Source organism: Streptomyces sp. NPDC048462, from assembly GCF_043200175.1.
Classification (GTDB): Bacteria; Actinomycetota; Actinomycetes; order Streptomycetales; family Streptomycetaceae; genus Streptomyces.
Genome location: NZ_JBICXG010000001.1, coordinates 562564 through 586286, shown reverse-complemented (window position 1 = coordinate 586286; position 23723 = coordinate 562564). Strand labels below are relative to the sequence as shown.

General features: G+C 71.4%; 20 protein-coding genes. 7 read left to right on the top strand and 13 right to left on the bottom strand.

Annotation, left to right across the window (positions count from 1 at the left end; all coding sequences use genetic code 11):
• Nucleotides 1–5: 5 nt before the first annotated feature.
• The gene (locus ACGFU6_RS02445) at nt 6–1073 is read left to right on the top strand and encodes a methyltransferase (RefSeq protein WP_393607637.1); all 1068 of its coding nucleotides are present in this window, start codon (nt 6–8) and stop codon (nt 1071–1073) included.
• Between the two features lie 102 nt (nt 1074–1175).
• Here the strand turns inward: ACGFU6_RS02445 and ACGFU6_RS02440 are convergent, their stop codons facing one another.
• The 7 genes from ACGFU6_RS02440 to ACGFU6_RS02410 all read right to left on the bottom strand — a co-directional run bounded on the left by ACGFU6_RS02440 (nt 1176) and on the right by ACGFU6_RS02410 (nt 6518).
• Complete coding sequence (locus ACGFU6_RS02440; RefSeq protein ID WP_393607636.1) at nt 1176–1508, bottom strand: TcmI family type II polyketide cyclase; 333 nt, start codon at nt 1506–1508, stop codon at nt 1176–1178.
• A gap of 74 nt (nt 1509–1582) precedes the next feature.
• Nucleotides 1583–2062 carry an SRPBCC family protein gene (locus ACGFU6_RS02435; protein ID WP_123529093.1) on the bottom strand — a complete coding sequence of 160 codons (480 nt, stop codon included), beginning with the start codon at nt 2060–2062 and terminating at the stop codon, nt 1583–1585.
• 1 nt (nt 2063) lies between these two features.
• On the bottom strand, nt 2064–2321 hold the full coding sequence (locus ACGFU6_RS02430) for a phosphopantetheine-binding protein (protein ID WP_393607635.1): 258 nt from the start codon (nt 2319–2321) through the stop codon (nt 2064–2066).
• A gap of 37 nt (nt 2322–2358) precedes the next feature.
• Nucleotides 2359–3618, bottom strand: coding sequence for a beta-ketoacyl synthase N-terminal-like domain-containing protein (locus ACGFU6_RS02425; protein WP_393607634.1), 1260 nt, complete (start codon nt 3616–3618; stop codon nt 2359–2361).
• On the bottom strand, nt 3615–4883 hold the full coding sequence (locus tag ACGFU6_RS02420; RefSeq protein WP_393607633.1) for a beta-ketoacyl-[acyl-carrier-protein] synthase family protein: 1269 nt from the start codon (nt 4881–4883) through the stop codon (nt 3615–3617). Before ACGFU6_RS02420 ends, ACGFU6_RS02425 begins: the two co-directional genes overlap by 4 nt.
• Nucleotides 4880–5320: a cupin domain-containing protein gene (locus ACGFU6_RS02415; RefSeq protein ID WP_393607632.1), complete on the bottom strand. Its 441-nt coding sequence runs from the start codon at nt 5318–5320 to the stop codon at nt 4880–4882. Before ACGFU6_RS02415 ends, ACGFU6_RS02420 begins: the two co-directional genes overlap by 4 nt.
• A gap of 76 nt (nt 5321–5396) precedes the next feature.
• A complete protein-coding gene (locus tag ACGFU6_RS02410; protein ID WP_393607631.1) occupies nt 5397–6518 on the bottom strand; it encodes a SchA/CurD-like domain-containing protein in 1122 nt (373 codons plus the stop codon).
• Nucleotides 6519–6793: 275 nt separating this feature from the next.
• Here ACGFU6_RS02410 and ACGFU6_RS02405 point away from each other — a divergent pair, with 275 nt between their 5' ends.
• Nucleotides 6794–8428, top strand: coding sequence for an FAD-dependent oxidoreductase (locus tag ACGFU6_RS02405; protein ID WP_393607630.1), 1635 nt, complete (start codon nt 6794–6796; stop codon nt 8426–8428).
• Nucleotides 8429–8446: 18 nt separating this feature from the next.
• Here ACGFU6_RS02405 and ACGFU6_RS02400 read toward each other — a convergent pair whose 3' ends face one another.
• The gene (locus tag ACGFU6_RS02400) at nt 8447–9970 is read right to left on the bottom strand and encodes an alpha/beta fold hydrolase (RefSeq protein WP_393607629.1); all 1524 of its coding nucleotides are present in this window, start codon (nt 9968–9970) and stop codon (nt 8447–8449) included.
• A 217-nt stretch (nt 9971–10187) separates the two neighbouring features.
• Between ACGFU6_RS02400 and paaK the strand changes: the two genes are divergently transcribed.
• Both paaK and ACGFU6_RS02390 read left to right on the top strand, forming a co-directional pair.
• Nucleotides 10188–11483 carry a phenylacetate--CoA ligase PaaK gene (gene paaK / locus ACGFU6_RS02395; protein ID WP_393607628.1) on the top strand — a complete coding sequence of 432 codons (1296 nt, stop codon included), beginning with the start codon at nt 10188–10190 and terminating at the stop codon, nt 11481–11483.
• A 157-nt stretch (nt 11484–11640) separates the two neighbouring features.
• Nucleotides 11641–12429, top strand: coding sequence for an SAM-dependent methyltransferase (locus tag ACGFU6_RS02390; protein ID WP_393607627.1), 789 nt, complete (start codon nt 11641–11643; stop codon nt 12427–12429).
• 3 nt (nt 12430–12432) lie between these two features.
• Here the strand turns inward: ACGFU6_RS02390 and ACGFU6_RS02385 are convergent, their stop codons facing one another.
• The 3 genes from ACGFU6_RS02385 to ACGFU6_RS02375 form a co-directional block, all read right to left on the bottom strand.
• A complete protein-coding gene (locus tag ACGFU6_RS02385; protein WP_393607626.1) occupies nt 12433–13935 on the bottom strand; it encodes an acyl-CoA synthetase in 1503 nt (500 codons plus the stop codon).
• A gap of 128 nt (nt 13936–14063) precedes the next feature.
• On the bottom strand, nt 14064–15605 hold the full coding sequence (locus ACGFU6_RS02380; protein ID WP_393607625.1) for an acyl-CoA synthetase: 1542 nt from the start codon (nt 15603–15605) through the stop codon (nt 14064–14066).
• Nucleotides 15602–16711 carry an NAD(P)H-dependent flavin oxidoreductase gene (locus ACGFU6_RS02375; protein WP_393607624.1) on the bottom strand — a complete coding sequence of 370 codons (1110 nt, stop codon included), beginning with the start codon at nt 16709–16711 and terminating at the stop codon, nt 15602–15604. The genes ACGFU6_RS02380 and ACGFU6_RS02375 overlap by 4 nt, the downstream gene beginning before the upstream one ends.
• A gap of 183 nt (nt 16712–16894) precedes the next feature.
• On the opposite strand from ACGFU6_RS02375, the gene ACGFU6_RS02370 reads away from it, so the two are divergent.
• Complete coding sequence (locus ACGFU6_RS02370) at nt 16895–18745, top strand: serine hydrolase (protein WP_393607623.1); 1851 nt, start codon at nt 16895–16897, stop codon at nt 18743–18745.
• A 43-nt stretch (nt 18746–18788) separates the two neighbouring features.
• Here the strand turns inward: ACGFU6_RS02370 and ACGFU6_RS02365 are convergent, their stop codons facing one another.
• Nucleotides 18789–19817 carry an aldo/keto reductase gene (locus tag ACGFU6_RS02365; RefSeq protein WP_393607622.1) on the bottom strand — a complete coding sequence of 343 codons (1029 nt, stop codon included), beginning with the start codon at nt 19815–19817 and terminating at the stop codon, nt 18789–18791.
• 121 nt (nt 19818–19938) lie between these two features.
• Here ACGFU6_RS02365 and ACGFU6_RS02360 point away from each other — a divergent pair, with 121 nt between their 5' ends.
• Nucleotides 19939–20565: a TetR/AcrR family transcriptional regulator gene (locus ACGFU6_RS02360; protein ID WP_393607621.1), complete on the top strand. Its 627-nt coding sequence runs from the start codon at nt 19939–19941 to the stop codon at nt 20563–20565.
• 399 nt (nt 20566–20964) lie between these two features.
• On the top strand, nt 20965–22350 hold the full coding sequence (locus ACGFU6_RS02355; RefSeq protein ID WP_393607620.1) for an endo-1,4-beta-xylanase: 1386 nt from the start codon (nt 20965–20967) through the stop codon (nt 22348–22350).
• A 115-nt stretch (nt 22351–22465) separates the two neighbouring features.
• Here ACGFU6_RS02355 and ACGFU6_RS02350 read toward each other — a convergent pair whose 3' ends face one another.
• Nucleotides 22466–23593: a LacI family DNA-binding transcriptional regulator gene (locus ACGFU6_RS02350; protein ID WP_393607619.1), complete on the bottom strand. Its 1128-nt coding sequence runs from the start codon at nt 23591–23593 to the stop codon at nt 22466–22468.
• Nucleotides 23594–23723 lie beyond the last annotated feature (130 nt).

The following is a 23723-nucleotide window of genomic DNA, read 5'->3' as shown; positions in this document are numbered from 1 at the left end:
ACGGCATGACCACCGTGAGTACCACCCCCACCCCCGCCACCGCTCCCGACCCGCCCTCGGCTGCCCCGCAGCCCGCGATGCGGCTGCGCGAGATCGTGTTCGGTGCCGCCTGCGCCGCCGCGGTACGTGCCGCGTGCCGGCTCGGTGTCGCCGACGCGCTCGGCGAGACGCCGGCCACCGCGGCCGAACTGGCCGCAGCGGTGAAGACCGAGCCGGCACCGATGGAGCGCCTGCTGCGCGCCCTGTCCTGCTACGGCGTCTTCACCGAGACGGCGGACGGCGCGTTCGCCCACACCGAGATGTCACGGCTACTGCGCGAGGACGACCCGAACAGCCTCCGCTACATCTCGCTCTGGTGCACCGAGCCCTGGACCTGGGACGTCTGGCCACGCCTCGACGACGCGGTGCGCTCGGGCCGCAACGTCTTCGAGGACGTGCACGGCAAGGAGTTCTTCGACTACCTGCACCAGAACGCCCACGAGTCGGCCCAGGTGTTCAACCGGGCCATGACCACGTCCAGCGTGCAGTCCGCGCTGGACGTCGCGGCCCTCCTCGACCTCACCGGGGTGTCCGTGGTCGCGGACATCGGCGGCGGTCAGGGGCACGTACTGGCGAGCCTGCTGGAGAAGCACCCCTCGGTGAGCGGCACCCTGATGGATCTGCCCGGTGTGGTGGCACGGGCCGACGAACGGCTGCGGGAGGGCGGTCAGCTGGCCGGCCGGGCGGCCATCGTGGCCGGGGACTGCCGTGAGGGCATCCCGGTGGCGGCCGACCTCTACATCATCAAGAACATCCTGGAGTGGGACGACGACAGCACCCGCCGGGCGTTGCGCAGCGTCGTCGCGGCGGCGCGTCCCGGGGCCCGGGTCGTCGTCATCGAGAACCTTGTCGACGACACGCCGTCGATGCGGTTCACCACCGCCATGGACCTGCTTCTCCTGCTGAACGTCGGCGGTGCCAAGCACACCCGGCAGAGTCTGGTGGACCGGCTGTCCGAGGCCGGTCTGCGCATCGGGGACATCCGGCAGGTCAACCCCTACCTCCACGCCTTCGAATGCGTGGTCCCGGACTGATTCCGCCGTCCCGGGCAGCACGTCCCGGGCAGCACGTCCCGGGCAGCACGCGAATCGCCCCGGGCCCGGCCTTGCGGCCGGGCCCGGGGCGATTCGCCGTCGTCAGGCGGAGGTGTCGCTCTCCCAGCGGTAGAACTCGTGGGCCATCGCGTCCTTGGGGCCGCGCCAGGTCTGCGGGTCGTACGGGCTGACGAAGGCGGTGAGCCGGTCGCTGATGTCCTTGAACGCCGGGTGCTCGGTCACCTTGGCGATCTCCGGGCCGGGCGGCCGCTCGGACTCGATCATGTGCAGGTAGACGTCACCGAACTGGAAGAGCTTGCGCCGGGTGACGCCGACCAGGTGCGGCAGCTCGCTGCTGTCGGAGGCGGCGAACAGGTCGGCGATGTCCGGCGCCGACCCCGGTGCCATCCGGGCGACGATCAGGGCGTGGTGCATCGGGTGGTGCCTTTCTGGTACCGGCCCGGTACCCGGCGCGGGGCCGGGTGGCCGGACCGTCGGCGGACGGGACGTCAGCCGGCCGTGACGGACGCCGAACGGCGCTCACGGTCGCGCTGCTCGATCTTGTCCCGGATGAGCTCCATCTGGACGCGCGAGTTGCGGTTGATGTTGTCCGTCATCCAGGCGTCGTCGACCGGGGCGTCCGGGCGCATCGCGAAGTCCTGCGCCCAGTGCATGCGGGTTCCGCCGGGGACCTCGGAGTACTCCCAGTGGATGTCCATGTGCTGGAACGGTCCGGGCTCGACGCGACGGGCCCGGACCTTGCGCCCGCGCCGGTCGGTGGTGCGCTCGGAGACCCAGCTCCACACCTTGTCGTTGTCGTCGGGGTGCATCGTCAGGCGGAAGGTGGTCCGTTCGCCGTCGCGCTCGATGATCTCGACGGCGGCGTACTCGCTGAACAGGTCGGGCCAGTTCGCGAGGTCGTTCGTCATGTCCCAGACGAGGTCCAGGGGGGCGGCGATGACGATCTCGTTCTCGGTGTGTCCGGACACGTCAGGCTCCTGTCATGAGGCTGTTGTTGACGAGGTCGAGGAACTCGCGGGGCGTCTTGCACCGGTCGGCGTCGGCCGGCAGCGGCTGTCCGTGCCGGTTCTCCAGCACGCCGACGATGCCGAGCAGGCCCAGGGAGTCGAGGCCGAACTCGTCGAAGGCGGTGCCGGAGCGGTTCTCCATCTCCCGGGGGTCGACGGTCAGCCCGGCGCCCTTCTTCATCAGGACGGCGAGTTCGTCGTAGGTCAGTCGGTCGGTCATGAGGGAATCTCCTTCTCACGAGGGGTGTCGGTGGCTCTCACGCGCCGCGGCCGGCGGGCCGGCGCAGCACCATCGCCGCGTTGGAGCCCATGAGGCCGCGGCTGAGCACGAGCGCGGTCCGCAGTTCCGCGGGACGGGCCCGTCCGGTGACGAGGTCGAGGTCGTGGCACACCTCGAACACGTTGGGCGTGGGCGGGACCAGGCCGTTCTCCATGGCGAGCACGGCGGCGGCCGCGTCCAGCACGGGGGCACCGCAGTACGCCCGCCCAATCCCGGTCTTGGGCGCCGTCACCGGCACCCGCCCGCCGTGCGCGCCGAGCGCGTCGGCCAGTGCCAGCGCCTCGGCCCGGTCGGCGGCCGGCACACCGAGGGCGTCCGCGAAGACCACGTCGATCTCCTCCGGCGCACAGCCGGCCTCCCGCAGCGCCCCCTCGATGGCGTGGGCGAGGCCCTCGCGGGACTCCTCCCAGCGCATCGCGGTGGTGAACGTGGCGGCGTGACCGGCGATCTCGGCCCTGACCCGGGCACCGCGCTCCCGGGCGGCGTTCTCCTCCTCGACCACGAACATCGCGCCGCCCTCGGCGGGCACGAATCCGCAGGCGTCCGAGGTGAACGGGCGGTAGGCCCGCGTCGGGTCCTCGCAGGCGCTCAGGTCCCGGTAGCCGAGCTGGCAGACGACGGAGTACGGCGCGAGCGGGGCCTCCGCCGCGCCGACCACCACCGCGTCGGTGCCGCGCCGGACGGACCGGGCCGCGTGGGCCAGGGCGTCCAGGCCGCCGGCCTCGTCACTGGCCACCACCGCACACGGCCCCTTGAAGCCGCCGCGGATGGAGATCTGGCCGGTGCTCGCGGCGTAGAACCAGGCGATCGACTGGTAGGGGCCGACGTACTTGGAGCCCTGGCCCCACAGCCGTTGCAGCTCGCGCTGGCCGAACTCGCCGCCGCCGGACCCGGCGGCGGTCACCACGCCCACGCTGAACGGCTTGTCCTCGTAGTCGGCGCGCCCCAGCCGGGCGTCGTCCAGGGCCATGTCCGCCGCGGCCATCGCGAAGTGCGTGAACCGGTCGGTCTGGACGAGGTAGCGCTCCTCGATGAGGCTGACCGGGTCGAAGCCCCGGACCTCGCCGGCCACGTGCAGCGGGAGATCCTCGCACCCCTCGCGGGTGACCCGGTCCAGAACGCTCATGCCCTCCTGCGTCCGCTTCCAGAAGGCTTCGGTGCTCGTGCCGTTGGGGGCGACGACGCCGATGCCGGTGACTGCGATTCGCCGGGTCTGCCTGGCGTTGTCGGTACTCATGATGTCCTCCCACCGGTTCTGGTCAGGGCGACAGCGGACTGGAAGCCGCCGAAGCCGCTGCCGACCGAGAGAACGCTGCGCAGCTTCAGCTGACGTGCGGTACGCGGCACGTAGTCGAGGTCGCACTCGGGGTCCGGCGACTCGTAGTTGGCCGTCGGCGGGACCGTCTGGTGGACCAGCGCGAGTACGCAGGCCGCGATCTCTATCGCCCCGATCGCTCCGAGCGAGTGGCCGACCATCGACTTGATGGAGCTCATCGGCACGTCGTGGGCGTGCGCGCCGAGGGCCCGCTTCACGGCGGCGGTCTCGTGCCGGTCGTTCTGCTTGGTGCCCGAGCCGTGCGCGTTGACGTAGTCGATGCCCGACGCGTCGATCCTGGCGTGGCCGAGCGCCCGGTTGATGGCCTCGGCCATCTCCAGGCCCTCCGGGGTCAGCCCGGTCATGTGGTAGGCGTTGCCGAAGGTCGCGTAGCCCGCGATCTCGCAGTACACCGTCGCGCCCCGGGCGCGGGCGTGCTCCAGCTCCTCCAGGACGAGTACGGCTCCGCCCTCGCCCATCACGAAGCCGTCGCGGCGGGAGTCGAAGGGCCGGGAGGCGTGCTCCGGGTCCTCGTTGTTGGCGGAGGTCGCCTTGATGGCGTCGAAGCACGCCACCGTGATCGGGGTGATCGGCGAGTCCGACGCCCCGGCCACGCACACGTCGACGCGGCCGTCCTCGATGGAGTGGAAGGCGTAGCCGATCGCGTCGAGGCCGGAGGTGCAGCCCGTCGAGACGGTCTGCACCGGTCCGTGCGCCCCGACCTGCTCGGCGACGGCGGAGGCCAGCGAACTCGGTGAGAACGCCCGCTCCAGATGCGGTCCGGCCGGGCGGTGGTCGACGTCCCAGCGGGCGCCCCTCCTGCTGACGGCGACGTAGTCGTGCTCCAGCCGGGTGGTTCCGCCGACCGCCGTGCCGAGCGAGACGCCCATCCGCCAGGGGTCGGTGCGCTCCTGGTCCAGACCCGCGTCGGCGAGTGCCTCGCGGGCGGCCACCATCGCGAACTGGACGTACCGGTCGGAGCGGGCGACCTCGTCCGCGTCCAGCCCGTGGGCCGCCGGGTCGAAGTCGCACTCGGCGGCGATCCGGGACCGGAAGCCGGCCGGGTCGAAGAGCGTGATGCCGCGTGTCGCGGTGCGGCCGTTGGCCAGGAGGTCCCAGAACGCCGGTGCGCCGATCCCGCCCGGAGCGACGACCCCGACGCCGGTGACCGCCACCCGCCGGGTCATGAAGCGGCCTCGGTTCGTTCTGGCGGCGCGCCCTGCTCGGGGGCGGCAAGATCGGGCAGCTCGGTGTCGACGTGTCCGAGCTCCGGGCGGGGCGCGAGGGGGCCGAGGTGGAAGACCATGCGGACCTCGGTGTCACCGACGTTGCGGAAGCGGTGGCGGACGTTCAGCGGGATCAGCAGCCCCTGGTCGGGCCGCATCGCGTACGGCTCATCGTCCAGGTCGACCTCCAGGAGCCCGTTCACCACGTACACGAACTCCTCCGAGTACGGGTGGTAGTGCTCCGCGATGCGGTCGCCGGGCTGGATGATGGCCAGCCCCATGAAGCCGCTGGTGGCGCCCACGGCCGTCGGGGTGAGCAGGGCGCGCAGGTCTCCTCCGCGCCTGGTGTTGGGCTGGGTCTCACTGAGGTCCACGATGCGTGGCCGGTGCATGGTCATGAGTGTCTTCCTCCTGGCGCGTTGCGCGTTGTGCCGACGGGTCGAGCGAGAACCCCCCGCTCTGCTGTTACGCGGTTCAGGACTCCGCGGCCCGCCGGTCGGTGATCAGGTTCATCCCGGCGCGGCCGAGGAAGCGCATGGCGTCCTGGTCGCCGGTGGGCACGGGGTTCGCCTCGCCGTCGAGGAGGCGGGAGAGCCTGGCCGCCTTGCCGGGGCCGTGGATGCCGAGCGACCGGGCGGGCTGGGCGTCGAGGGGGCCGTCCACCTCCAGGAGCCGGACGACGACGTCGTCGCGCTGGAAGATCGTGCTGCTGTCGATGGGGCTGCCGGCGTCGTCGGCCTCCTCCTCGTCATGCTCCGCCAGCAGGCGGGCCAGGGCCATGCCGCAGCCCTCCTTGGCCTGGTAGAACAGCGCGTGACGCTTGAGGTCCCGGTCGGGGTGGCGGCCCGTCGTCACGTGGTGGACGGTGGGCAGCGCCGCCCGGGTGAAGAACATCCGGGCCGAGTCGGGATCCGCGAGGTCGCGGTCCTGCTCCAGGTACGGGTTGAGCGCTTCCTCGACGGCCCGGATCTCCGGCTGCCGGGAGACGTGGCGCAGGGCGGCGAGGAGGTCGCCCTCGACCTCGACCGCACGCACGACGCGGTTGCCGTGCATGAAGAGCGAGGTGCGGCGCAGCCGGGTGTGCTCGTCGACCCGTGCCTTCGGCGGGTCGTAGTCGGCGAGGATCTTCGCGACCATCTCCTCGGCACCCGGCTTCACGGTGAAGGTCAGCGCGTGGCGCACGATCCCGTCCCCGAGGCGGGGCGCGGACTGGAGGCCACCCTTGACGGGCTCGAAGCTCTCCTCGAAGGCGGCGCCGGTCTCGCGCAGGACGCTGAAGCGCAGCGAGCGGGTGTCGCGTACGCAGCTGTGCAGCGGCTGGACCGTGGCGACGTGCTCCTCGCTGTTGACCCAGGCCAGGAACGGCGGGGCGCTCTCCCACTCGCTGGTGATGAGCCACTGGGAGGGGTTCTCGATGGACTGGCACAGCTGGTCGCTGAGGTGGCCGGGGATGGAGGCCACCTGGTTGCGCATGTGCTCGTAGGCCTCCAGGAACTGCTTCTGGGCGCCGTCGTGCAGGTCAAGCAGCAGGATGACCCGCAGCCTTGATCCGTCGAAGGCGGACTGGGAGGTCCGTTCCGAGAGGGTGGTGGTCATCTTTCGAACTCCTTCGAGCGGTGGGACGGCCCGGCCGGCCGGTTGGCTTGGTGACCGGCGGCTGTCGAGTGGAATCGGAGCGGGGAGTCTCCCGGCGGCTGCGCACGGTCCGCCCCGGACCGCGGGCGTCGTCTCCGTCACCGATCGTGAAACGCTGGTCCGGCTGACGCGAGATTTATGAACCGTTCAGGTGAGCGGGCGTCCGAACCGCTCCCAGGAGGCTCCGACAGGGGCATGGACACTGCATCTGTACGGCGTCCGAGCTGGAGCAACTCATGAACGAGAACGTCGACCTCCACGTACCGGTCCTCATCGTGGGCGGCTCCCTGGTGGGCCTGTCCGCGTCCCTCTTCCTCGGCCGGCTCGGCGTCGAGCATCTGCTGGTCGAGAAGCACGCGGCCACCTCGACGCATCCGCGCGGCCGAGGCAACAACGTCCGCACGATGGAGGTCTTCCGCCGGGCGGGGGTGGAGGAGCGGGTCCGGGCGGCCGCGTCGGTACTGGCGGAGAACCACGGCATCCTGCAGGCCGGTTCGCTGACCGGTGACGACCAGGAGTGGCTGTTCAAGGAGATCGACCCGGGTGGCGCACTCGCCCGGTTCAGCCCGACGGGCTGGTGCCTGTGCAGCCAGAACGACCTGGAGCCGGTGCTGCTGGAGCGGGCCCGGGAGCAGGGCGGCGATCTGCGGTTCTCCACCGAACTGCTCTCGTTCGACCCGGACGGCTCAGGGGTCGGGGCGGTCCTGAAGAACCGGGAGACGGGCGAGCACACCACGGTGCGGGCGGACTATCTCATCGCCGCCGACGGTCCGCGCAGCCCGGTCCGTGAGCAGCTGCGCATCGGCCGTTCGGGTGCCGGTGACCTGTTCCACAACGTGAGTATCACCTTCCGTTCCCGCGGGCTCGCCGATGTGCTCGGGGACCGGCGCTTCATCGTCTGCTACCTGACCAATCCGGAGGCGGACGGCGCCCTGCTGCCGGTGGACAACCAGGAGCGGTGGGTGTTCCACGCGCCGTGGCAGCCCGACCGGGGTGAGACGCTGGAGGACTTCACGGACGAGCGGTGCGCCGAGCACATCCGCAAGGCGGTCGGCGCTCCGGACATCGATGTGGAGATCACCGGCAAGGCGCCGTGGCACGCGGCGGAGCGGGTCGCGGACCGCTACTCCCGGGGCCGGGTGTTCCTGGCCGGTGACGCGGCGCACGAGATGTCGCCCACCGGGGCGTTCGGCTCCAACACCGGAATCCAGGACGCGCACAACCTGGCGTGGAAGCTCGCCGCCGTGCTGCGCGGCGAGGCGGGACCGGGTCTCCTGGAGACCTACGGGGCGGAGCGGCTGCCGGTGGCGCGGGCGACGAGCGAGCGGGCCTCGGCGCGTTCCGGCGAGCACAGCCACCCGGGGTACGCGCCGCCGCCCACGGTGGGCGGCGGCAAGCGCGGCGGCATGCTGAACGTGGCGCTGGGCTACCGCTATGTGGAGGGCGCGGTGCTGGGCGTCGCCCCGGATCAGCCGGTGGTGCCGCAGGGCATGCAGCTGACGGGTGAACCGGGCAGCCGCGCACCGCACCTGTGGGTCCGGCGGGCGGGTGAGCGCATCTCCACGCTCGACCTGTACGAGCGCTCGTTCGTACTGCTCGCCGATGGCGCGGACGTCGCGTGGCGGCGGGCGGCGGCCCGGGTCGGTGACCAACTGGCGGTACGCCTGGACGCGTTCGGCATCGGTACCGGCCCCGGCGGCGATCTGGAGCCGGAGGCCGGTGCCGACTGGGCCCAGGCGCACGGGACGAGCACCGAGGGCGCTGTGCTGATCCGCCCCGACGGGTTCGTCGCCTGGCGTTCGCAGGAGGGCGTCGCGGACGCGGAGGCGACGCTGCGCGAGGTCATGGTGGCACTGCTGCACCGGGGCTGACGCCCCGGGGTGTCAGCGTCAGCCCACGCCGAACGACCGGAGCGCCGCGAGGAATTCCTCCGGCCGTTCGGTGTGGACGAGGTGGCCGGCGTCGATGGTGACGAGCCGGCAGCCGGGGATCCGCCGCGCCATCCAGGCGAGGTCCGCCTGGTCGATCTGGCTGCCCGGCCCGCCGCCGATGACCAGGGTGGGGGCGGTGATGCCGGCGAGGCGTTCACGGCCCGCCGGATCGGGGTCGTTGAGCTGGGCGTTGATGGACGGCACCACGGGCCAGTCGAAGTCCAGCTCGCCGTCGGGGCGTTCGACGGGACCGCGGGGCGGGTCGAGCGGGAAGGGCGGCGGGGCCTCCTCCAGGACGAGCCGGCCGATGAGTCCGGGCTGCCGCCCCGCCAGCAGGTAGGCCGCCGCGCCGCCCATCGAGTGCCCGACGACCGTGGCGCCGGCCAGGTTGCGGGCCTCCAGGAACGCGTGCAGGTCATCGCGGAACAGCTCGAGGGAGTAGCGGCCGGGCCAGTCGCTGAGGCCGTGGCCCCGGAAGTCGACGGCGTACACGCGGTGTCCGGCCGCCAGCCGCTCGGCGATCCGGGTCCAGGTCCGGCTGTCGCCGCAGCGTCCGTGGACCAGCACGACCGGCGGTGCGGCCGGGTCCCCCCACACCCGGTAGGCGAGCCGTATCCCACCGGCCTGCACGCTGTGCACATCCGGGTCCAGGAAGGCGGTGACGGAGCGGACGAAGGCCCCGGGGTCGTCCAGCCACGGGAAGTGGCCCCCGCCGCGCTGTACGGCGAACTCGGACTCCGGGAAGAGCGCGGCGAGTTCGGCGGCGCGGTCGGGGGTCGTCACGCCGTCGAGCTCGCCGGCCAGGACGAGGACCGGGGAGGCCAGCTCGCGCAGCGCGGAAACCGTCGCGGGCGGGTCGATGGCGCCGGGCGCGTAATAGCCCTCTGCGGCAACGGCGTTGATCTGCGCCGCGGACGAGGCGGCGTGGGCCCTCGCGGCCTCGTCCCAGCGGCCGTAGAGGAACGGCCGCGCGGCGGCGCGCAGTTCGCCGTCGAGGCGTCCGGCCCAGATCGCCTCCAGAGCCGGGAGCGCCTCCTCGTACCAGGGTTCCGCGCGGCGCAGCCCGGCGGCCTCGCGGGCCTCGCGCTCCGCGAAACCGAGTCCGGCGGCCCGCGTCGCGGGTGCGATGAGCAGCAGCCTGCGCACCGCCCGCGGGTACCGGGCGGCGTAGAGCGCGGCGAGGTCCGCCGCCGCCGAGTGGGCGAGCAGGTCGATGTGCTCAAGGCCCAGGTGCCCGCGCAGCGCCTCGACGTCGTCGACCAGCCGGTCGCAGCGGTAGGTGGCGGTGTCGTCCGGCACGGCGGAGTCCCCGGTGCCACGCAGATCGAGCAGCACCAGTTGCCGGTGGCCGTCGAGTCCGCCCAGTCCGCCGAGGTAGGCACTGGCCCGCATCGCCCCGCCCGGCAGGCAGATCAGCGGTTCGCCCTGCCCTACGAGGTGATACGCGAGCTCGGTTCCGTCGTACGTGTGGAAAGTCGGCATGGAATCCATCCAAACAGGGCCGGCCGGGTGACGCAGCCCTGTTCGGTACGAGCGTAGCCGTGCCGCGGACGGTCCGGCCGGCTCCGGGCCCCGCGCACGACATGCGTCCCGTCCCACCCCTTGCCAGCGGGCGGAAGATCCTGAATTACTGCTCCCGGCGGAGGAACGACCGAATGATCGGTCGTCTGCACGATGCGCACGGAAGAGGGAGATCCGCATGACGGCTCTGCTGGACGCGGCGGAACGGATGGACCGCGAGGAGCTGCGGGCGCTCCAGCTCGAACGGCTGCGGGCGACACTGCGGCACGTGTACACCCACGTCGGCCATTACCGGGCCGCGTTCGACCGGGCGGGGCTGCACCCCGACGACTGCCGCTCGCTCGCGGATCTCGCCCGGTTCCCGTTCACCACCAAGGCGGACCTGCGGGACAACTACCCGTTCGGGATGTTCGCGGTCCCGGAGGAGCAGGTGCGCCGGATCCACGCCTCCAGCGGCACGACGGGCCGCCCGACCGTCGTCGGCTACACCCAGGGGGATCTGGACACCTGGGCCGACGTGGTCGCCCGCTCGATCCGGGCGGCGGGCGGCCGCCCGGGGCAGAAGGTGCATGTCGCCTACGGCTACGGCCTGTTCACCGGCGGGCTCGGCGCGCACTACGGGGCCGAGCGGCTCGGCTGCACGGTGATTCCCGCGTCGGGCGGCATGACGGCCCGGCAGGTCCAGCTGATCCAGGACTTCCGGCCCGAGATCATCATGGTGACCCCGTCGTACATGCTGACCCTCCTGGACGAGTTCGAGCGCCAGGGCGTCGATCCGCGTACGACCTCGCTGAAGGTGGGGATCTTCGGGGCGGAGCCGTGGACGCAGGAGATGCGGCGCGAGATCGAGGAACGGTTCGCGATCGACGCGGTGGACATCTACGGGCTGTCCGAGGTGATGGGCCCGGGCGTGGCCCAGGAGTGCGTGGAGACGAAGGACGGGCTGCACATCTGGGAGGACCACTTCTATCCGGAGGTCGTCGACCCGTTCACCGGGGAGGTGCTGCCCGAGGGGGCCGAGGGCGAGCTGGTGTTCACCTCGCTCACCAAGGAGGCCATGCCGGTGATCCGCTACCGGACCCGGGACCTGACCCGGCTGCTGCCGGGGACGGCACGGGTCTTCCGGCGCATGGAGAAGGTCACCGGGCGCAGCGACGACCTGGTGATCCTGCGCGGGGTGAACCTCTTCCCGACGCAGATCGAGGAGATCGTGCTGCGTACCCCGGCGGTGTCGCCGCACTTCCAGCTGCGGCTGACCCGCGAGGGCCGGCTGGACGTGCTGACGGTACGCGCGGAGGCCAGGGCCGGGGCGACGCCCGAGCAGCGCGCGGCCGCCGCCGCTTCGGTCGCGGCCGCCGTCAAGGACGGGATCGGGGTCTCGGTCGGGGTGGAGATCCTCGATCCGGAGACGCTGGAGAGGTCGGTCGGCAAGTTCAGGAGGATCGTGGACGAACGCGGCCGGCCGGGCAGCTGACCGGATCGCCGCGCCCGCGCCCGGCCCAACTCGGCACGTTTTGGACGTGGTTGCTGTGGCAGGATGCGTCGACAGGGCGACGTCCCACAGGGGGGAGTCCGGTTCGCGTCACCCCGTCCCACCTGCTTTCGCGCACCGAGGAACTCAGGAGCTCTCCATGACGCCAGGCACGGCCGACTCTCCGATCGACACCACCAGGCCGCACCCGGCGCGTGTCTACGACTATCTGCTGGGCGGCAAGGACAACTACCCGGTCGACCAGGAACTCGGCGAGCAGTTGCCCCCCTTGGCGAAGGTCGTGGCCGCGCAGAACCGGGCGTTCATGCACCGGGCGGTCGGCTGGGCGGCGCGCACGGGCATCGACCAGTTCCTCGACATCGGGACGGGGATTCCGACCCGGCCGAACCTCCACCAGATAGTCCAGGAGGTCGATCCGGCGGCCCGGGTCCTCTACACGGACAACGACCCGATCGTCCTGCGTCACGCCGAGGCGCTGCTCATCAGCACACCGCAAGGCGCCACCGACTACCTCGACGCCGATGTGCGCGAGCCGGAGAAGATCCTGGACCACGCCAGGACCCTGCTGGACTTCGACCGGCCCGTCGCGCTGTCCCTCATCGCCCTGATGCACTTCCTGCCCGACGAGGACGATCCCTACGGCATCACCCGCACCCTCATCGACGCACTGCCCGTCGGCAGCTGTCTGATCCTTTCGCACTACACCAGTGAGTTCATCCCCGCCGATCAGGACAGGACCGACACCTACCGGTCGAGCATCAGCCTGCGGCCCCGGACGCGCTCCGAGGTCGAGCGGTTCTTCGACGGACTCGACCTCGTCGATCCGGGCCTGGTCATGGCCTCGCTGTGGCACAAGGACACACCGCCCCCGCAGAACAGCGGGTCCATCGACAGCTTCTACGCCGGAGTCGCGCGGGTCCCCCGGTAGGGCCTACCGGGCGAAGCGGTCGCGCAGTTCCCGCTTCAGGATCTTGCCGCTGGCGTTGCGCGGGAGGCCGTCCACGAAAAGGATCTTCTTCGGGGCCTTGAAGTGGGCGAGCCGCTCGCGGGCGTGGTCGATCAGCTCGGCCTCCGTCGCCTCGTCCCGCAGCACGACGACGGCGGTGACGGCCTCGATCCAGCGTTCGTCGGGCAGGCCGACGACGGCTGCCTCGGCGACGGCCGGGTGGGTGTAGAGGGCGTCCTCGACCTGGCGGGACGCGACGAGGACGCCGCCGGAGTTGATCACGTCCTTCACCCGGTCGACGACGGTGAAGTAACCCTCCGCGTCGCGTACGGCCAGGTCGCCGGAGTGGAACCAGCCGTCGCGGAACGCCTCGGCGCTCTCCTGCGGCTTGTCCCAGTAGCCGCCGCACAGCTGCGGTGAGCGGAACACCACTTCGCCGGCCGTGCCGTCGGGGACGTCCTCGCCGTTCTCGTCGACGACCCTGGCCTCCACGAAGAGGACGGGCCGGCCGCAGGAGTCCATCCGGCCCTCGTGCTCGTCGGGTCCAAGGACGGTGGCGAGCGGGCCGATCTCGCTCTGCCCGAAGCAGTTGTAGAAGGCCAGCGCGGGCAGCCGCTCGCGCAGCCGTTCCAGCACGGGGACAGGCATGATCGAGGCGCCGTAGTACGCCTTGCGCAGCCCGCCGAGGTCGCGCCGGGCGAAGTCCGGGTGGTTGGCGAGGCCGATCCAGACGGTGGGCGGGGCGAAGAGGCTGTCGGCCTGCCCGGACTCGACGAGGTCGAAGATCCTGGCCGCGTCGGGGGCGTCCAGCACCGTGTTCTCGGCTCCGACCGCGAGGTAGGGCAGCAGGAACACGTGCATCTGCGCGGAATGGTAGAGCGGCAGGGCGTGGACCGGGCGGTCGCCGGCACGGAGGTCGAGGGCGGTGACGGCGCTGACGTACTCGTGGACGAGGGCGCCGTGCGTCATCATCGCGCCCTTGGGGAGCGCGGTGGTGCCCGAGGTGTACAGCAGCTGGACCAGGTCGTCCGCGCCCGGTTCGCGGTCCGGCGTGAAGGCGCGCGGCGTGGCCAGCTCGGTGAGGAGTGAGCCCGGGGCGTCGCGCAGCGCCCGTACGGCGTGGCCGTCCGGGACCCGCCCGGCCAGGTCCGGGTCGGTGAGGACCAGGGAGCTGCCGGACTGCTCCAGGATGTACGCCAGGTCCTCGCCCGTGAGGTTCTGATTGACCGGGACGTGGACCAGTCCGGCGCGGGCGCAGGCGAGGAAGGCGATCAGATACGCGTCGGAGTTGTGGGCGTAGGAGGCCACCCGGTCCCCGGGGCGCAGCCCGTGGCCGTCCATGAGGACGGCGGCCGCGGTGCTGACGGACTCCTCCAGCTCCCGGTAGGACCAGGTCCGGTCGGCGTACCGCAGGGCGGTGCGTTCGGGGGTGCGCCGTGCGCTTCGGGTCAGGACGCCGTCGACTGTGCTGCTTCGTACACCTGTCATGGCGTGATCCTGTGCGGGCCGGGCCCGGCGGTCAAGGGGCCGGATACCGGCCGGGATGTCGCAGGCGTCCGGCGGGCCCGATTCCCCCTCGGCCGGGGCCCGTGCGGCGGGCGGACCCCGGGGCACTGTCAGGCGTGGCCCTCCCAGTACGGCTCGCGCAGACGCCGTTTGTACAGCTTGCCGTTGGGGTCGCGGGGCATCGTCGTGATGAAGCCGAGGGTCTTGGGGCGTTTGTACCCGGCGAGCCGCCCGGCGCAGTGGCCGAGGAGTTCGGCGGCGAGCGCGTCGCCCGCCTCGTACCCCTCCGCGGCTTCGACGACGGCTCTGACCTCCTCGCCCCAGTCGGCGTGCGGGATGCCGAAGACCGCCGCGTCGGCGACGGCGGGATGGGTGAGCAGTTCGCTCTCGATCTCGGCGGGGTAGATGTTGACCCCGCCGGAGATGATCATGTCTATCTTGCGGTCGCGGAGGAACAGGTAGCCGTCCTCGTCGAGGATGCCGAGGTCGCCCACGGTGAAGAACTCCCCGATGCGGTTCTTCCTCGTCTTGCCCTCGTCCTTGTGGTAGCTGAAGCCGCCGGTGCTCATCTTCATGTAGACGGTGCCGAGTTCGCCGGGTGCGAGGCGGTTGGCGTCGTCGTCGAAGACCGCGAGTTCGCTGATCGGCCAGGCCCGGCCGACCGTGCCCGGTTTCCGCAGCCAGTCCTCGGCGGTGGCGAAGGCGCCGCCGCCCTCGCTGGCCGCGTAGTACTCCTCGACACAACTGCCCCACCAGTCGATCATGGCCCGTTTGACGTGGTCGGGGCAGGGGGCCGCCCCGTGGATGGCGTGACGCATCGCCGAGACGTCGTAGCCCTGCTTCACCTCGTCGGGAAGGGCCAGGAGGCGGTGGAACTGGGTGGGGACCATGTGCGTGTGGGTGCAGCGGTGGGTGTCCATCGCCCGCAGCATCTCCTCGGGCGACCACCTGTCCATCAGGACCAGCGGGTGGCCGATGTGCAGGGCGGCTCCCGCGAACTGGAGCACCGCGGTGTGGTAGAGCGGTGAGCAGACCAGGTGGACGTTGCCGTCGAACGGTTTGATGCCGAAGATGCCCAGGAAGCCGCCCAGGTAGGTCTCCTCGGGGAGCTTTCCGGACAGCGGGCGCCGGATGCCGCGCGGCCGGCCGGTGGTGCCGGAGGTGTAGTTCATGACCCAGCCGAGGGTGCGGCCCTCGGGGGGCGATACCGGCCGGTTCGCCAGCAGTTCGGCGTACGGGCAGAAGCCGTCGACCGCGCCGACGCCGTAGCGGTGGCTCGTCGGGAGCTTCGCCTCGTCGGCGGCCGCGGTCGCGGCGTCCGTGAAGCGTTCGTGGGCGATGAGCACCTTCGCCCCGGAGTCGGAGACGATCCAGGCGATCTCGGGGCCCATCAGGTGGTGGTTGACCGGGACGAGGTAGAACCCGGCCTGTGAAGCGGCGAGGTAGGCGGTGAGGAACTCGACGCCGTTGGGCAGGACGACGGCGAAGGAGTCGCCTTCCTCCAGGCCGGCGGCACGCAGTCCGTGCACCATCCGGTTGGCGTCGGCGTGCAGCCGGCCGGCCGTCCACTCCTCGCCGTCGGGTGCGATCAGGATCGTACGGTCGGGATCGGCGGTGGCCTGGGCCCAGAAGCCGTTGGGCGGCTGGTTCATGAGGTGCTCCGTCCGGCGATGCGGTTGATCCGGTCCACAGCGCGCTCGAAACCCCGGGTCAGGTCGTCGAAGACGGCCTGCACGCTGCGCTCGGTGTTCATCCGGCCGACGATCTGGCCGACCGGGGTGCCGAGCAGGGCGCCCGTCTCGTACTTCTGGATACGGGAGACGGCCTCGGCGACCAGCAGTCCCTGGAGCGGCATGGGCAGCGGGCCGGGGCCCGCCGGGTCGTCCCACGCGTCGGTCCACTCGGTCCGCAGCTGGCGCGCGGGTTTTCCGGTGAGGGCGCGGGAGCGGACGGTGTCGCCGGAGCCCGCGGCGAGGAGTTTGGCGGTCAGGGCGCGCGAGTGCATGTCGGCCTCCTCGGTGGTGAGCCAGAGGGAGCCGAGCCAGACGCCCTGGGCGCCCAGGGCGAGCCCGGCGGCGACCTGTTCGCCGCTGCCGATGCCTCCGGCGGCGAGGACGGGGAGCGGGCCAACGGCGTCCACGACGTCCGGGACGAGGACCATGGAGGCGATCTCCCCGGTGTGGCCGCCCGCCTCGTAGCCCTGGGCGACGACGACGTCGATGCCGGCGTCCGCGTGGTGCCGGGCGTGCCGGGCGCTGCCCGCGAGTGCGGCGACGAGCACGTCCTGCTCGTGCGCGCGGGCGATGACGTCGGCGGGCGGTGAGCCCAGCGCGTTGGCGAGCAGCTTGATGGGGTAGCCGAACGCGACGTCGAGCTGGTTGCGGGCGACCTCCTCCATCCAGCCGGTGATGCGCCAGCCGGAGGCCTCGCCCTCGGCGAGCTCGGGGACGCCGTGCTTGGTGAGGGTGTCCCGGACGAACTGCCGGTGCCCGGCCGGGATCATCGCCTCGACATCGGCCTCGCTGACGCCCTCCACCTTCTTCGCGGGCATGACGACGTCGAGGCCGTAGGGCTTGCCGTCGGTGTGTTCCTGCATCCAGTCGAGGTCGCGTGCGAGGTCGTCGGGGGCGGTGTAGCGGACCGCTCCGAGCACGCCGAATCCGCCGGCCCGGGTGATCGCCGCGGCCACCGCGGGGAACGGCGTGAAGCCGAAGATGGCGTGCTCGATCCCCAGTTTCTTGCTCAGCTCCGTCTCCATGGGCGGCAGGATGCCGCAGTCGGACGGCCGAAGGAAGAGATTTTCTGATGCAGTGTCAGATTCTTTGTGGCCCCAGGGACCTATGGGGCGGCGGGGGGTGACAGTACCCTCTGGTCCGGCAGGAAGTTTCACGCTCGGAAGAGATTTCGAAAGTTACTTTCACGCAGTGGGAAGGGGTTCCGGATGACCGAGGACACGGCGGGCGGCGGCATCAGCAGGCGGAGGCTGGGCGGTGGGATGCTGGCCCTGGGCGGAGCACTCGCCCTGGCGCCGATTCCGTTCGCGGAGCGGGCGTCTGCCACGGAGTCGGGGGCGGGGTCGTCGGACATGCGCGCAGGAACCGCGGCGGGGTCGCCGTCCGGACAGCACCGGCCGACGCTGCGGCGCGGGTCGGCCGCGCGGGCCGGACTGCTCCAGGAGCCGCTCGACCAGCTCGTCAGCGAGGCCGAGAGATACCTGGACGACTCCCCCGCGCACCCCTGGTACGCGGGCGCGGTACTGCTCGCCGGGCGGGGCGGGACGGTCGCGCTGCACCGTCCGATCGGCAAGGCGGTGCGCTACGCGTCGTACGACGAGAAGACCGACACCGGGGTCGAGTTCCCGCCGGACCAGCAGATCGCCATGGCCGAGGACACGGTCTTCGACCTGGCGTCGGTCTCGAAGCTGTTCACCTCGATCCTGGCCGTGCAGCAGATCGAACGCGGCAGGCTGGAGCTGGAGGCGACGGTCGCCTCGTACCTGCCCGACTTCGCCGGCGGCGGCAAGCAGGACATCACGATCCGTCAGCTGCTCACCCACACCTCGGGCTTCCGCGCCTGGATTCCCCTCTACTCGGCGCCCACCCGGGAGGGGAAACTCGCGCTGATCTGGAACGAGGTCCCGGCGAGCCCGCCCGGCACGGTCTACCTCTACTCCGACCTCAACCTGATCTCACTCCAGCTGGTACTGGAGAAGATCACCGGTCGCACCGAGGACGTACTGCTCCGCGAGCAGATCACCGCTCCGCTCGGGATGCACCGCACCCGCTACAACCCGCCGGCCTCCTGGAAGCCGAAGATCGCGGCGACCGAGGACGAGCGGCCGCCGTGGTCCGGGATGGACCGGGGTCTCGTCTGGGGCGAGGTGCACGACGAGAACGCGTACAGCCTCGACGGCGTCGCCGGTCACGCCGGGGTGTTCTCGTGCGCCTGGGACCTGGCGATCCTCGCCCGCACACTCCTCAACGGCGGGGTCTACGGACGTGCGAGGATCCTCTCCGCCCACTCGGTGGACCTGCTGTTCACCGACTTCAACACGGCGTTCCCCGGCGACGCGCACGGCCTCGGCTTCGAGCTCTACCAGCACTGGTACATGGGGGCGATGGCCACCCCGCGCACCGCCGGCCACACCGGATTCACCGGCACCAGCCTGGTCCTGGACCCGTCGACCGACTCCTTCCTGATCGTGCTGGGCAACTCGGTCCACCCGGTGCGCAACTGGCGCTCCGGCAGCGCGCCGCGCGTCGCCACCGCCAACCAGATGGCGCGTGCCGTCGCGACCAGGGCCGCCCGGGGCCGTACTGCCTGGTTCTCCGGCCTCGCCAGTGCGTCATCGGCGACCCTGGCGCTTCCGTCGCTGACCCTCACCTCCTCGCGCGCCAGGCTGAGCTGCGCCCTGTGGTGGGACACCGAACCGGGCTCCGACTTCCTGTACCTGGAGGGCTCGCCGGACGCCGGGAAGAGCTGGCGGCCGGTGCCGTTCAGCACCGCAGCGACGGCGCCGGACCGGCGGCCCCGGCCGGAACCCCATCCGGCCGGCTCCGTCTCCGGCTGGTCGGGCCGGGTCTGGCACCGGCTGGACGCGGACCTGTCGGCCTGGCACGGCACCGAGGTGCGGCTGCGCTGGCGGTACGCCACGGACCAGCTGTACGTCGGCCGAGGGGTCTACCTCGACGCGATCAGGGTCGAGGACGGCGGCCGCACGGTCTTCGACGAGGGCCGGCCGGGCGACGCACGGCGCATCGAGGCGAACGGCTGGACGCCCTCGGAGAACTGACCGGTCCAAGGCTCGCGGCCCGCACCGGTCGCGGGCCGCCGGATCAGGCGGCGGAGCGCTCGGCGGGCACACGCCGGCGCAGCGCGGCCCGCCCGATGGCGGGCGGGTCGTAGGCCATGTCGAGCATCCCGACGTCGGTACCGGGCGGCACGATGGCGTCGATCCGGTCGAAGACCTCGTCGGTGAGGACGGCCCCGGCGCCGGCGAGCAGGTCGTCGAGGTGCTCCATGGTGCGCGGGCCGATGATCGCCGAGGTGACGCCGGGGTGGGCGATCGCGAAGGCCATCGCCAGGTGGGTCAGCGGCATACCCGCCTCACGGGCGACCGGGATGAGCTGTTCGACCGTGTCGAGCCGGCGCTCGTCGCTCAGGTGCTTGTAGCCCCGGGCCGCCCGGACGCTGTCGGTCTGGGCGCCCTTGCGGAAGCGTCCGGTGAGCAGCCCCTGCGCGAGCGGGCTCCAGACCATGGCGCCCATGCCGTAGCGCTCGCAGACGGGCAGTACCTCGCGCTCGATCCCCCTGTTGAGGATCGAGTACGGCGGCTGCTCGGTGCGGAAACGCTCCAGACCCCGGCGCTCGGCGGTCCACTGCGCCTCGACGATGTCCGAGGCGGGGAAGGTGGAGGAACCGATGGCGCGGACCTTGCCCGCGCGCACCAGGTCGGTGAGGGCGGAGAGGGTCTCCTCCACGTCGGTGTCCGGCGCGGGGCGGTGGATCTGGAAGAGATCGACGTGGTCGGTGCCCAGCCTGCGCAGGGAGTCCTCGAGCGCGCGGATCAGCCAGCGCCGCGAGTTGCCCTGCTGGTTGGGGTCGTCCCCCATCGGGAGGTGGGCCTTGGTGGCCAGTACCACCGTGTCCCGGCGGCCCTTGAGAGCCTTTCCGACGATCTCCTCGGACTCACCGCGCGAGTAGGCGTCAGCGGTGTCGACGAAGTTGATCCCCGCGTCCAGCGCCTTGTGGATGATCCGGACGGATTCGTCGTGATCGCGGTTGCCCGCGGCGCCGAACATCATCGCGCCGAGGCAGTAGGGGCTGACCTTGATGCCGGTTCGGCCCAGTGTGCGGTAGTTCATGATTTTCCTCTTGCCTTGACCGGTGCCCGGCACAGCGCGCCCAGGCGCTACGCTGGGAAAAACGGAACAGCGTTCGACCTGAACAATACGGAACAGTGTTCCGCTTAGCAAGGGGAGCATCGTGCACGAGGACACGGACCGGGAGACCAGCGGTACCGGCGCGAGCGGGGCCCAGCCCGGCAAGCGCCTGCGCGCCGACGCCCGGCGCAGCACCGACGCCCTGCTGACGGCGGCCGCGGAGGTCTTCGCCACCTCGGGGGTCGACGCACCCGTACGCCAGATCACCGCGAGGGCGGGCGTTGGCGCCGGCACCCTCTACCGGCACTTCCCGCAGCGCTCCGACCTCATCGCCGCGGTCTTCCGCAACGAGGTGGACGCCTGCGCCGACGCCGCGGCGCCTCTCGCGGCGCGGTACGAGCCGGCTGAGGCACTCGCCCTGTGGCTGCAGCGCTTCGCGGGCTTCATCGGCACCAAGCGCGGGCTCGGCGCCGCCCTCCACTCGGGCGACCGGGCCTACGACAGCCTGCCGGACTACTTCCAGGAGCGCTTCGTACCCGCGCTCGGCGCACTCCTGGACACCGCGGCGCGGGCCGGCGAGATCCGCTCCGACATCGGCGCGGACGACCTGCTGCGCGCCACGGGCAACCTGGCCATGCCCGCCCACGACGACGGGGAGGGCCACACGCGGCGGATGGTCGCGCTGCTCGTCGACGGGCTGCGCCACGGCGCCCGGCCCCAGGTCAACTGACCGAAGATTTTTTCCGCGTCGAAACATTTCGCCGCGAAGGTGCCGGATTTTCGGACTGAACATCACGCACAGCGATGGCACATGCATAAAATCGCAGGTCGGCAGCGATAGGCACGACCGCTTTCAGCAATCACGATCACCATTCGCCATGCCGGCCGGTACAGATTTCGAAGTGCTTTCGTAACGCTCAGATGCGAATGTACGCATCCGTCCCCGATTTGGACGCCGGCGACGCTTAGCGACTCACATTCAGCCAGGTCAGAGACTTCCATCGGGACATATAGCCGGTTAACCCGTTCGAAATATTTCGGAAATGCGGCGTTGACGCGCCATTCCGGCGCGCGCATACTCTCCCTCGCTCCCCGCACCACCCGATCAACCGGAAGAAGGTGTTGGAAAGTGATCCTCAATCCCCCACCCGGTGGAGAATCCGCGCGCCGGCCGCTGCGCTCCCGGGCACGAAGAGCATTCACCCTCGCCACGGCGGGAGTTCTCACCGCCGCCGGAGTCCTGTCGCTGGCGGGCACCGCCGACGCCGCGACCACGCTCGGCTCCTCGGCCGCCGCCAAGGGCCGGTACTTCGGCACCGCGGTCGCCGCGAACCACCTCGGCGAGTCCGCGTACGCCTCGACGCTGGACACCGAGTTCAACATGGTGACGCCCGAGAACGAGATGAAGTGGGACGCCGTCGAGCCGGCCCGCGGCTCGTTCAGCTTCGGTTCCGCGGACCAGATCGTCAGCCACGCGCAGGGCAGGGGCATGCGGGTCCGCGGCCACACCCTGGTCTGGTACTCCCAGCTGCCCGGCTGGGTCGGCGGGCTCGGCGGCGACGATCTGCGCACGGCCATGAACAACCACATCACCAAGGTGATGGACCACTACAAAGGAAAGATCTACGCCTGGGACGTCGTCAACGAGGCCTTCCAGGACGGCGGCAGCGGGGCCCGGCGCAGCTCGCCCTTCCAGGACAAGCTCGGCGGCGGCTACATCGAGGAGGCGTTCCGCACCGCCCGCGCGGCCGACCCGGGTGCGAAGCTCTGCTACAACGACTACAACACCGACGGGCAGAACGCGAAGAGCAACGCGGTCTACGCCATGGTGAAGGACTTCAAGCAGCGCGGTGTACCCATCGACTGCGTCGGCTTCCAGTCACACTTCAACAGCAACTCGCCCGTCCCGGGCGACTACCAGGCCAATCTGCAGCGCTTCGCCGACCTCGGCGTCGACGTCCAGATCACCGAACTGGACATCGAGGGATCGGGTTCGGCACAGGCCGCCGACTACACCAGGGTCGTGAACGCGTGCCTGGCCGTGTCGCGCTGTGCGGGAATGACCGTCTGGGGCGTCACCGACAAGTACTCGTGGCGCAGCGGCGGCACTCCCCTGCTCTTCGACGGCGACTACGCGAAGAAGCCGGCGTACACCGCGGTACTGACGGCGCTCGGCGGTTCCGGCGGTGGTGACGGCGGTCCAGGCGGCGCCGCCTGCACCGCCACGTACACCAGGACGGACACCTGGGGCGACCGGTTCAACGGACAGGTGACGGTGCGGGCGGGGAGTTCCGCGATCAGCGGCTGGACGGTGCCCGTCACCGTGACCTCCCCGCAGAAGGTCTCCACCACCTGGAACGGAACCCCGTCCTGGGACAGCGGCGGCAACGTGATGACCATGAGGCCCAACGGCAACGGGAGCCTGGCCGCCGGGGCCTCGGTGTCCTTCGGCTTCACCGTCATGACGAACGGCAATACTTCGCCGCCCGCGGTCGGAGCCTGTACCGCCTCCTGAGATCCGCGGGTTCCGGGACGCGGCGGCCACGCGAAGGCCGCGTCCCGGAAGCCCGCAGGTCACTCGCGCGAGGGCCCGCCCTGACGGCGGCGTCCTCGTGCCCGCCGTCGCCCGGTCACCCGCGCGCCCCCGCCGCAGGAACGGCCGCAGCTGCCGCCGCCTCACCAACGCGCGCCCGGCTCGCCGGCACCGTCGCCTCGGCGGGCGCCTGGGCGGTCGACTCGCGCACGACGAGCCTCGGCCTGATCAGCAGCGAACGCCCGGCGACCGGCGCCGAGTCGATGCGGGCGCGCAGCTGCTGGAACGTCTCGGCGGCCATCTCCGGCAGCGGCTGGCGGACCGTGGTGAGCGGCGGCTCGAAGAGGTCGGCGAGCAGGATGTCGTCGAACCCGACCACGGAGACGTCCTGTCCGGCGCTGCGCCCGGCGTCCTTCGCGCCCCGGCAGATCCCGATGGCGCACATGTCGTTGATGGCGACGAACGCGGTGGGCGGGCGCGGCCGGGCGAGGAGTTCGCGGGCGGCGTTGCGGCCTAGTTCGGCGGCGTCCTTGTCACCGAACTCGGCGGTGTCGGCCCCCGGCCAGACGATCGCGTCGGCGGGGTCGAGGCCGGCCGACTCCAGGGCGGCCCGGAAGCCGCGCAGCCGCTCGCGGCGGTTGACACTGTTGACCGAGCCCGAGACGAACGCCAGCCTGCGGTGCCCCAGTTCGAGCAGGTGCCGGGTGGCGAGCTCGGCGCCCATCGCGTTGTCGACGCTGATGGAGGCGAGCGACGGCGGGTCACCGGCCTGGGCGGTGCGGTCGAAGGCGACCATCTTCAGGCCTCGGCCGAGCAGCGGCGCGACATGGTCGAGCGAGGGCAGCGAGGAGCAGAGCACCACGCCGCTCACCCCGTCGGCCAGCAGCTCCTCGCCGTACTTGAGCTCGCGGGCCGGGTCGCGCTCGCTGTTGCAGAGCAGTACGTGGTAGCCCTCGGCCAGCGCGATGGCCTCCAGCTCCCGGGCGAGCGCCCCCCAGAAGGGGTTGGCGACGGACGGCACGATCAGACCGATGACCTTGATACGGCCCGTGCGCAGCATCCGTGCCGCACGGTTGGGCCGGTAGCTGAGCCGCTCGATCACCTGCTCCACGCGGGCCAGGGTGGCCGCCTGCATACGGTCCGTACGCCCGTTGAGGACGTTCGACACGGTGCTCGCGGATACTCCCGCGGCCTCCGCGACCTGATGGATCGTTACCCCGCTCATGCCACCTCCGGTTCGGAACGCGTTCAGCCAGACTAGTGTACCGATTTACTGAACTCTCTTCACCGGTACACCCGTTAACTTCCTTGAAAATTGTTGTGCATCAGCTGTTGACGAGCGTCTCGGCGCGTTC

Excerpts from the sequence above, each read along its gene's own strand:
- ACGFU6_RS02400 (WP_393607629.1), bottom strand. The coding sequence starts at position 9,970 with ATGCCGACTTTCCACACGTACGACGGAACCGAGCTCGCGTATCACCTC.
- ACGFU6_RS02405 (WP_393607630.1), top strand. The coding sequence starts at position 6,794 with ATGAACGAGAACGTCGACCTCCACGTACCGGTCCTCATCGTGGGCGGC.
- ACGFU6_RS02445 (WP_393607637.1), top strand. The coding sequence starts at position 6 with ATGACCACCGTGAGTACCACCCCCACCCCCGCCACCGCTCCCGACCCG.
- ACGFU6_RS02425 (WP_393607634.1), bottom strand. The coding sequence starts at position 3,618 with ATGAGTACCGACAACGCCAGGCAGACCCGGCGAATCGCAGTCACCGGC.
- ACGFU6_RS02385 (WP_393607626.1), bottom strand. The coding sequence starts at position 13,935 with ATGACAGGTGTACGAAGCAGCACAGTCGACGGCGTCCTGACCCGAAGC.
- ACGFU6_RS02440 (WP_393607636.1), bottom strand. The coding sequence starts at position 1,508 with ATGCACCACGCCCTGATCGTCGCCCGGATGGCACCGGGGTCGGCGCCG.
- ACGFU6_RS02410 (WP_393607631.1), bottom strand. The coding sequence starts at position 6,518 with ATGACCACCACCCTCTCGGAACGGACCTCCCAGTCCGCCTTCGACGGA.
- ACGFU6_RS02365 (WP_393607622.1), bottom strand. The coding sequence starts at position 19,817 with ATGAACTACCGCACACTGGGCCGAACCGGCATCAAGGTCAGCCCCTAC.
- ACGFU6_RS02390 (WP_393607627.1), top strand. The coding sequence starts at position 11,641 with ATGACGCCAGGCACGGCCGACTCTCCGATCGACACCACCAGGCCGCAC.
- ACGFU6_RS02415 (WP_393607632.1), bottom strand. The coding sequence starts at position 5,320 with ATGACCATGCACCGGCCACGCATCGTGGACCTCAGTGAGACCCAGCCC.
- ACGFU6_RS02430 (WP_393607635.1), bottom strand. The coding sequence starts at position 2,321 with ATGACCGACCGACTGACCTACGACGAACTCGCCGTCCTGATGAAGAAG.
- ACGFU6_RS02420 (WP_393607633.1), bottom strand. The coding sequence starts at position 4,883 with ATGACCCGGCGGGTGGCGGTCACCGGCGTCGGGGTCGTCGCTCCGGGC.
- paaK (WP_393607628.1), top strand. The coding sequence starts at position 10,188 with ATGACGGCTCTGCTGGACGCGGCGGAACGGATGGACCGCGAGGAGCTG.
- ACGFU6_RS02350 (WP_393607619.1), bottom strand. The coding sequence starts at position 23,593 with ATGAGCGGGGTAACGATCCATCAGGTCGCGGAGGCCGCGGGAGTATCC.
- ACGFU6_RS02375 (WP_393607624.1), bottom strand. The coding sequence starts at position 16,711 with ATGGAGACGGAGCTGAGCAAGAAACTGGGGATCGAGCACGCCATCTTC.
- ACGFU6_RS02380 (WP_393607625.1), bottom strand. The coding sequence starts at position 15,605 with ATGAACCAGCCGCCCAACGGCTTCTGGGCCCAGGCCACCGCCGATCCC.
- ACGFU6_RS02370 (WP_393607623.1), top strand. The coding sequence starts at position 16,895 with ATGACCGAGGACACGGCGGGCGGCGGCATCAGCAGGCGGAGGCTGGGC.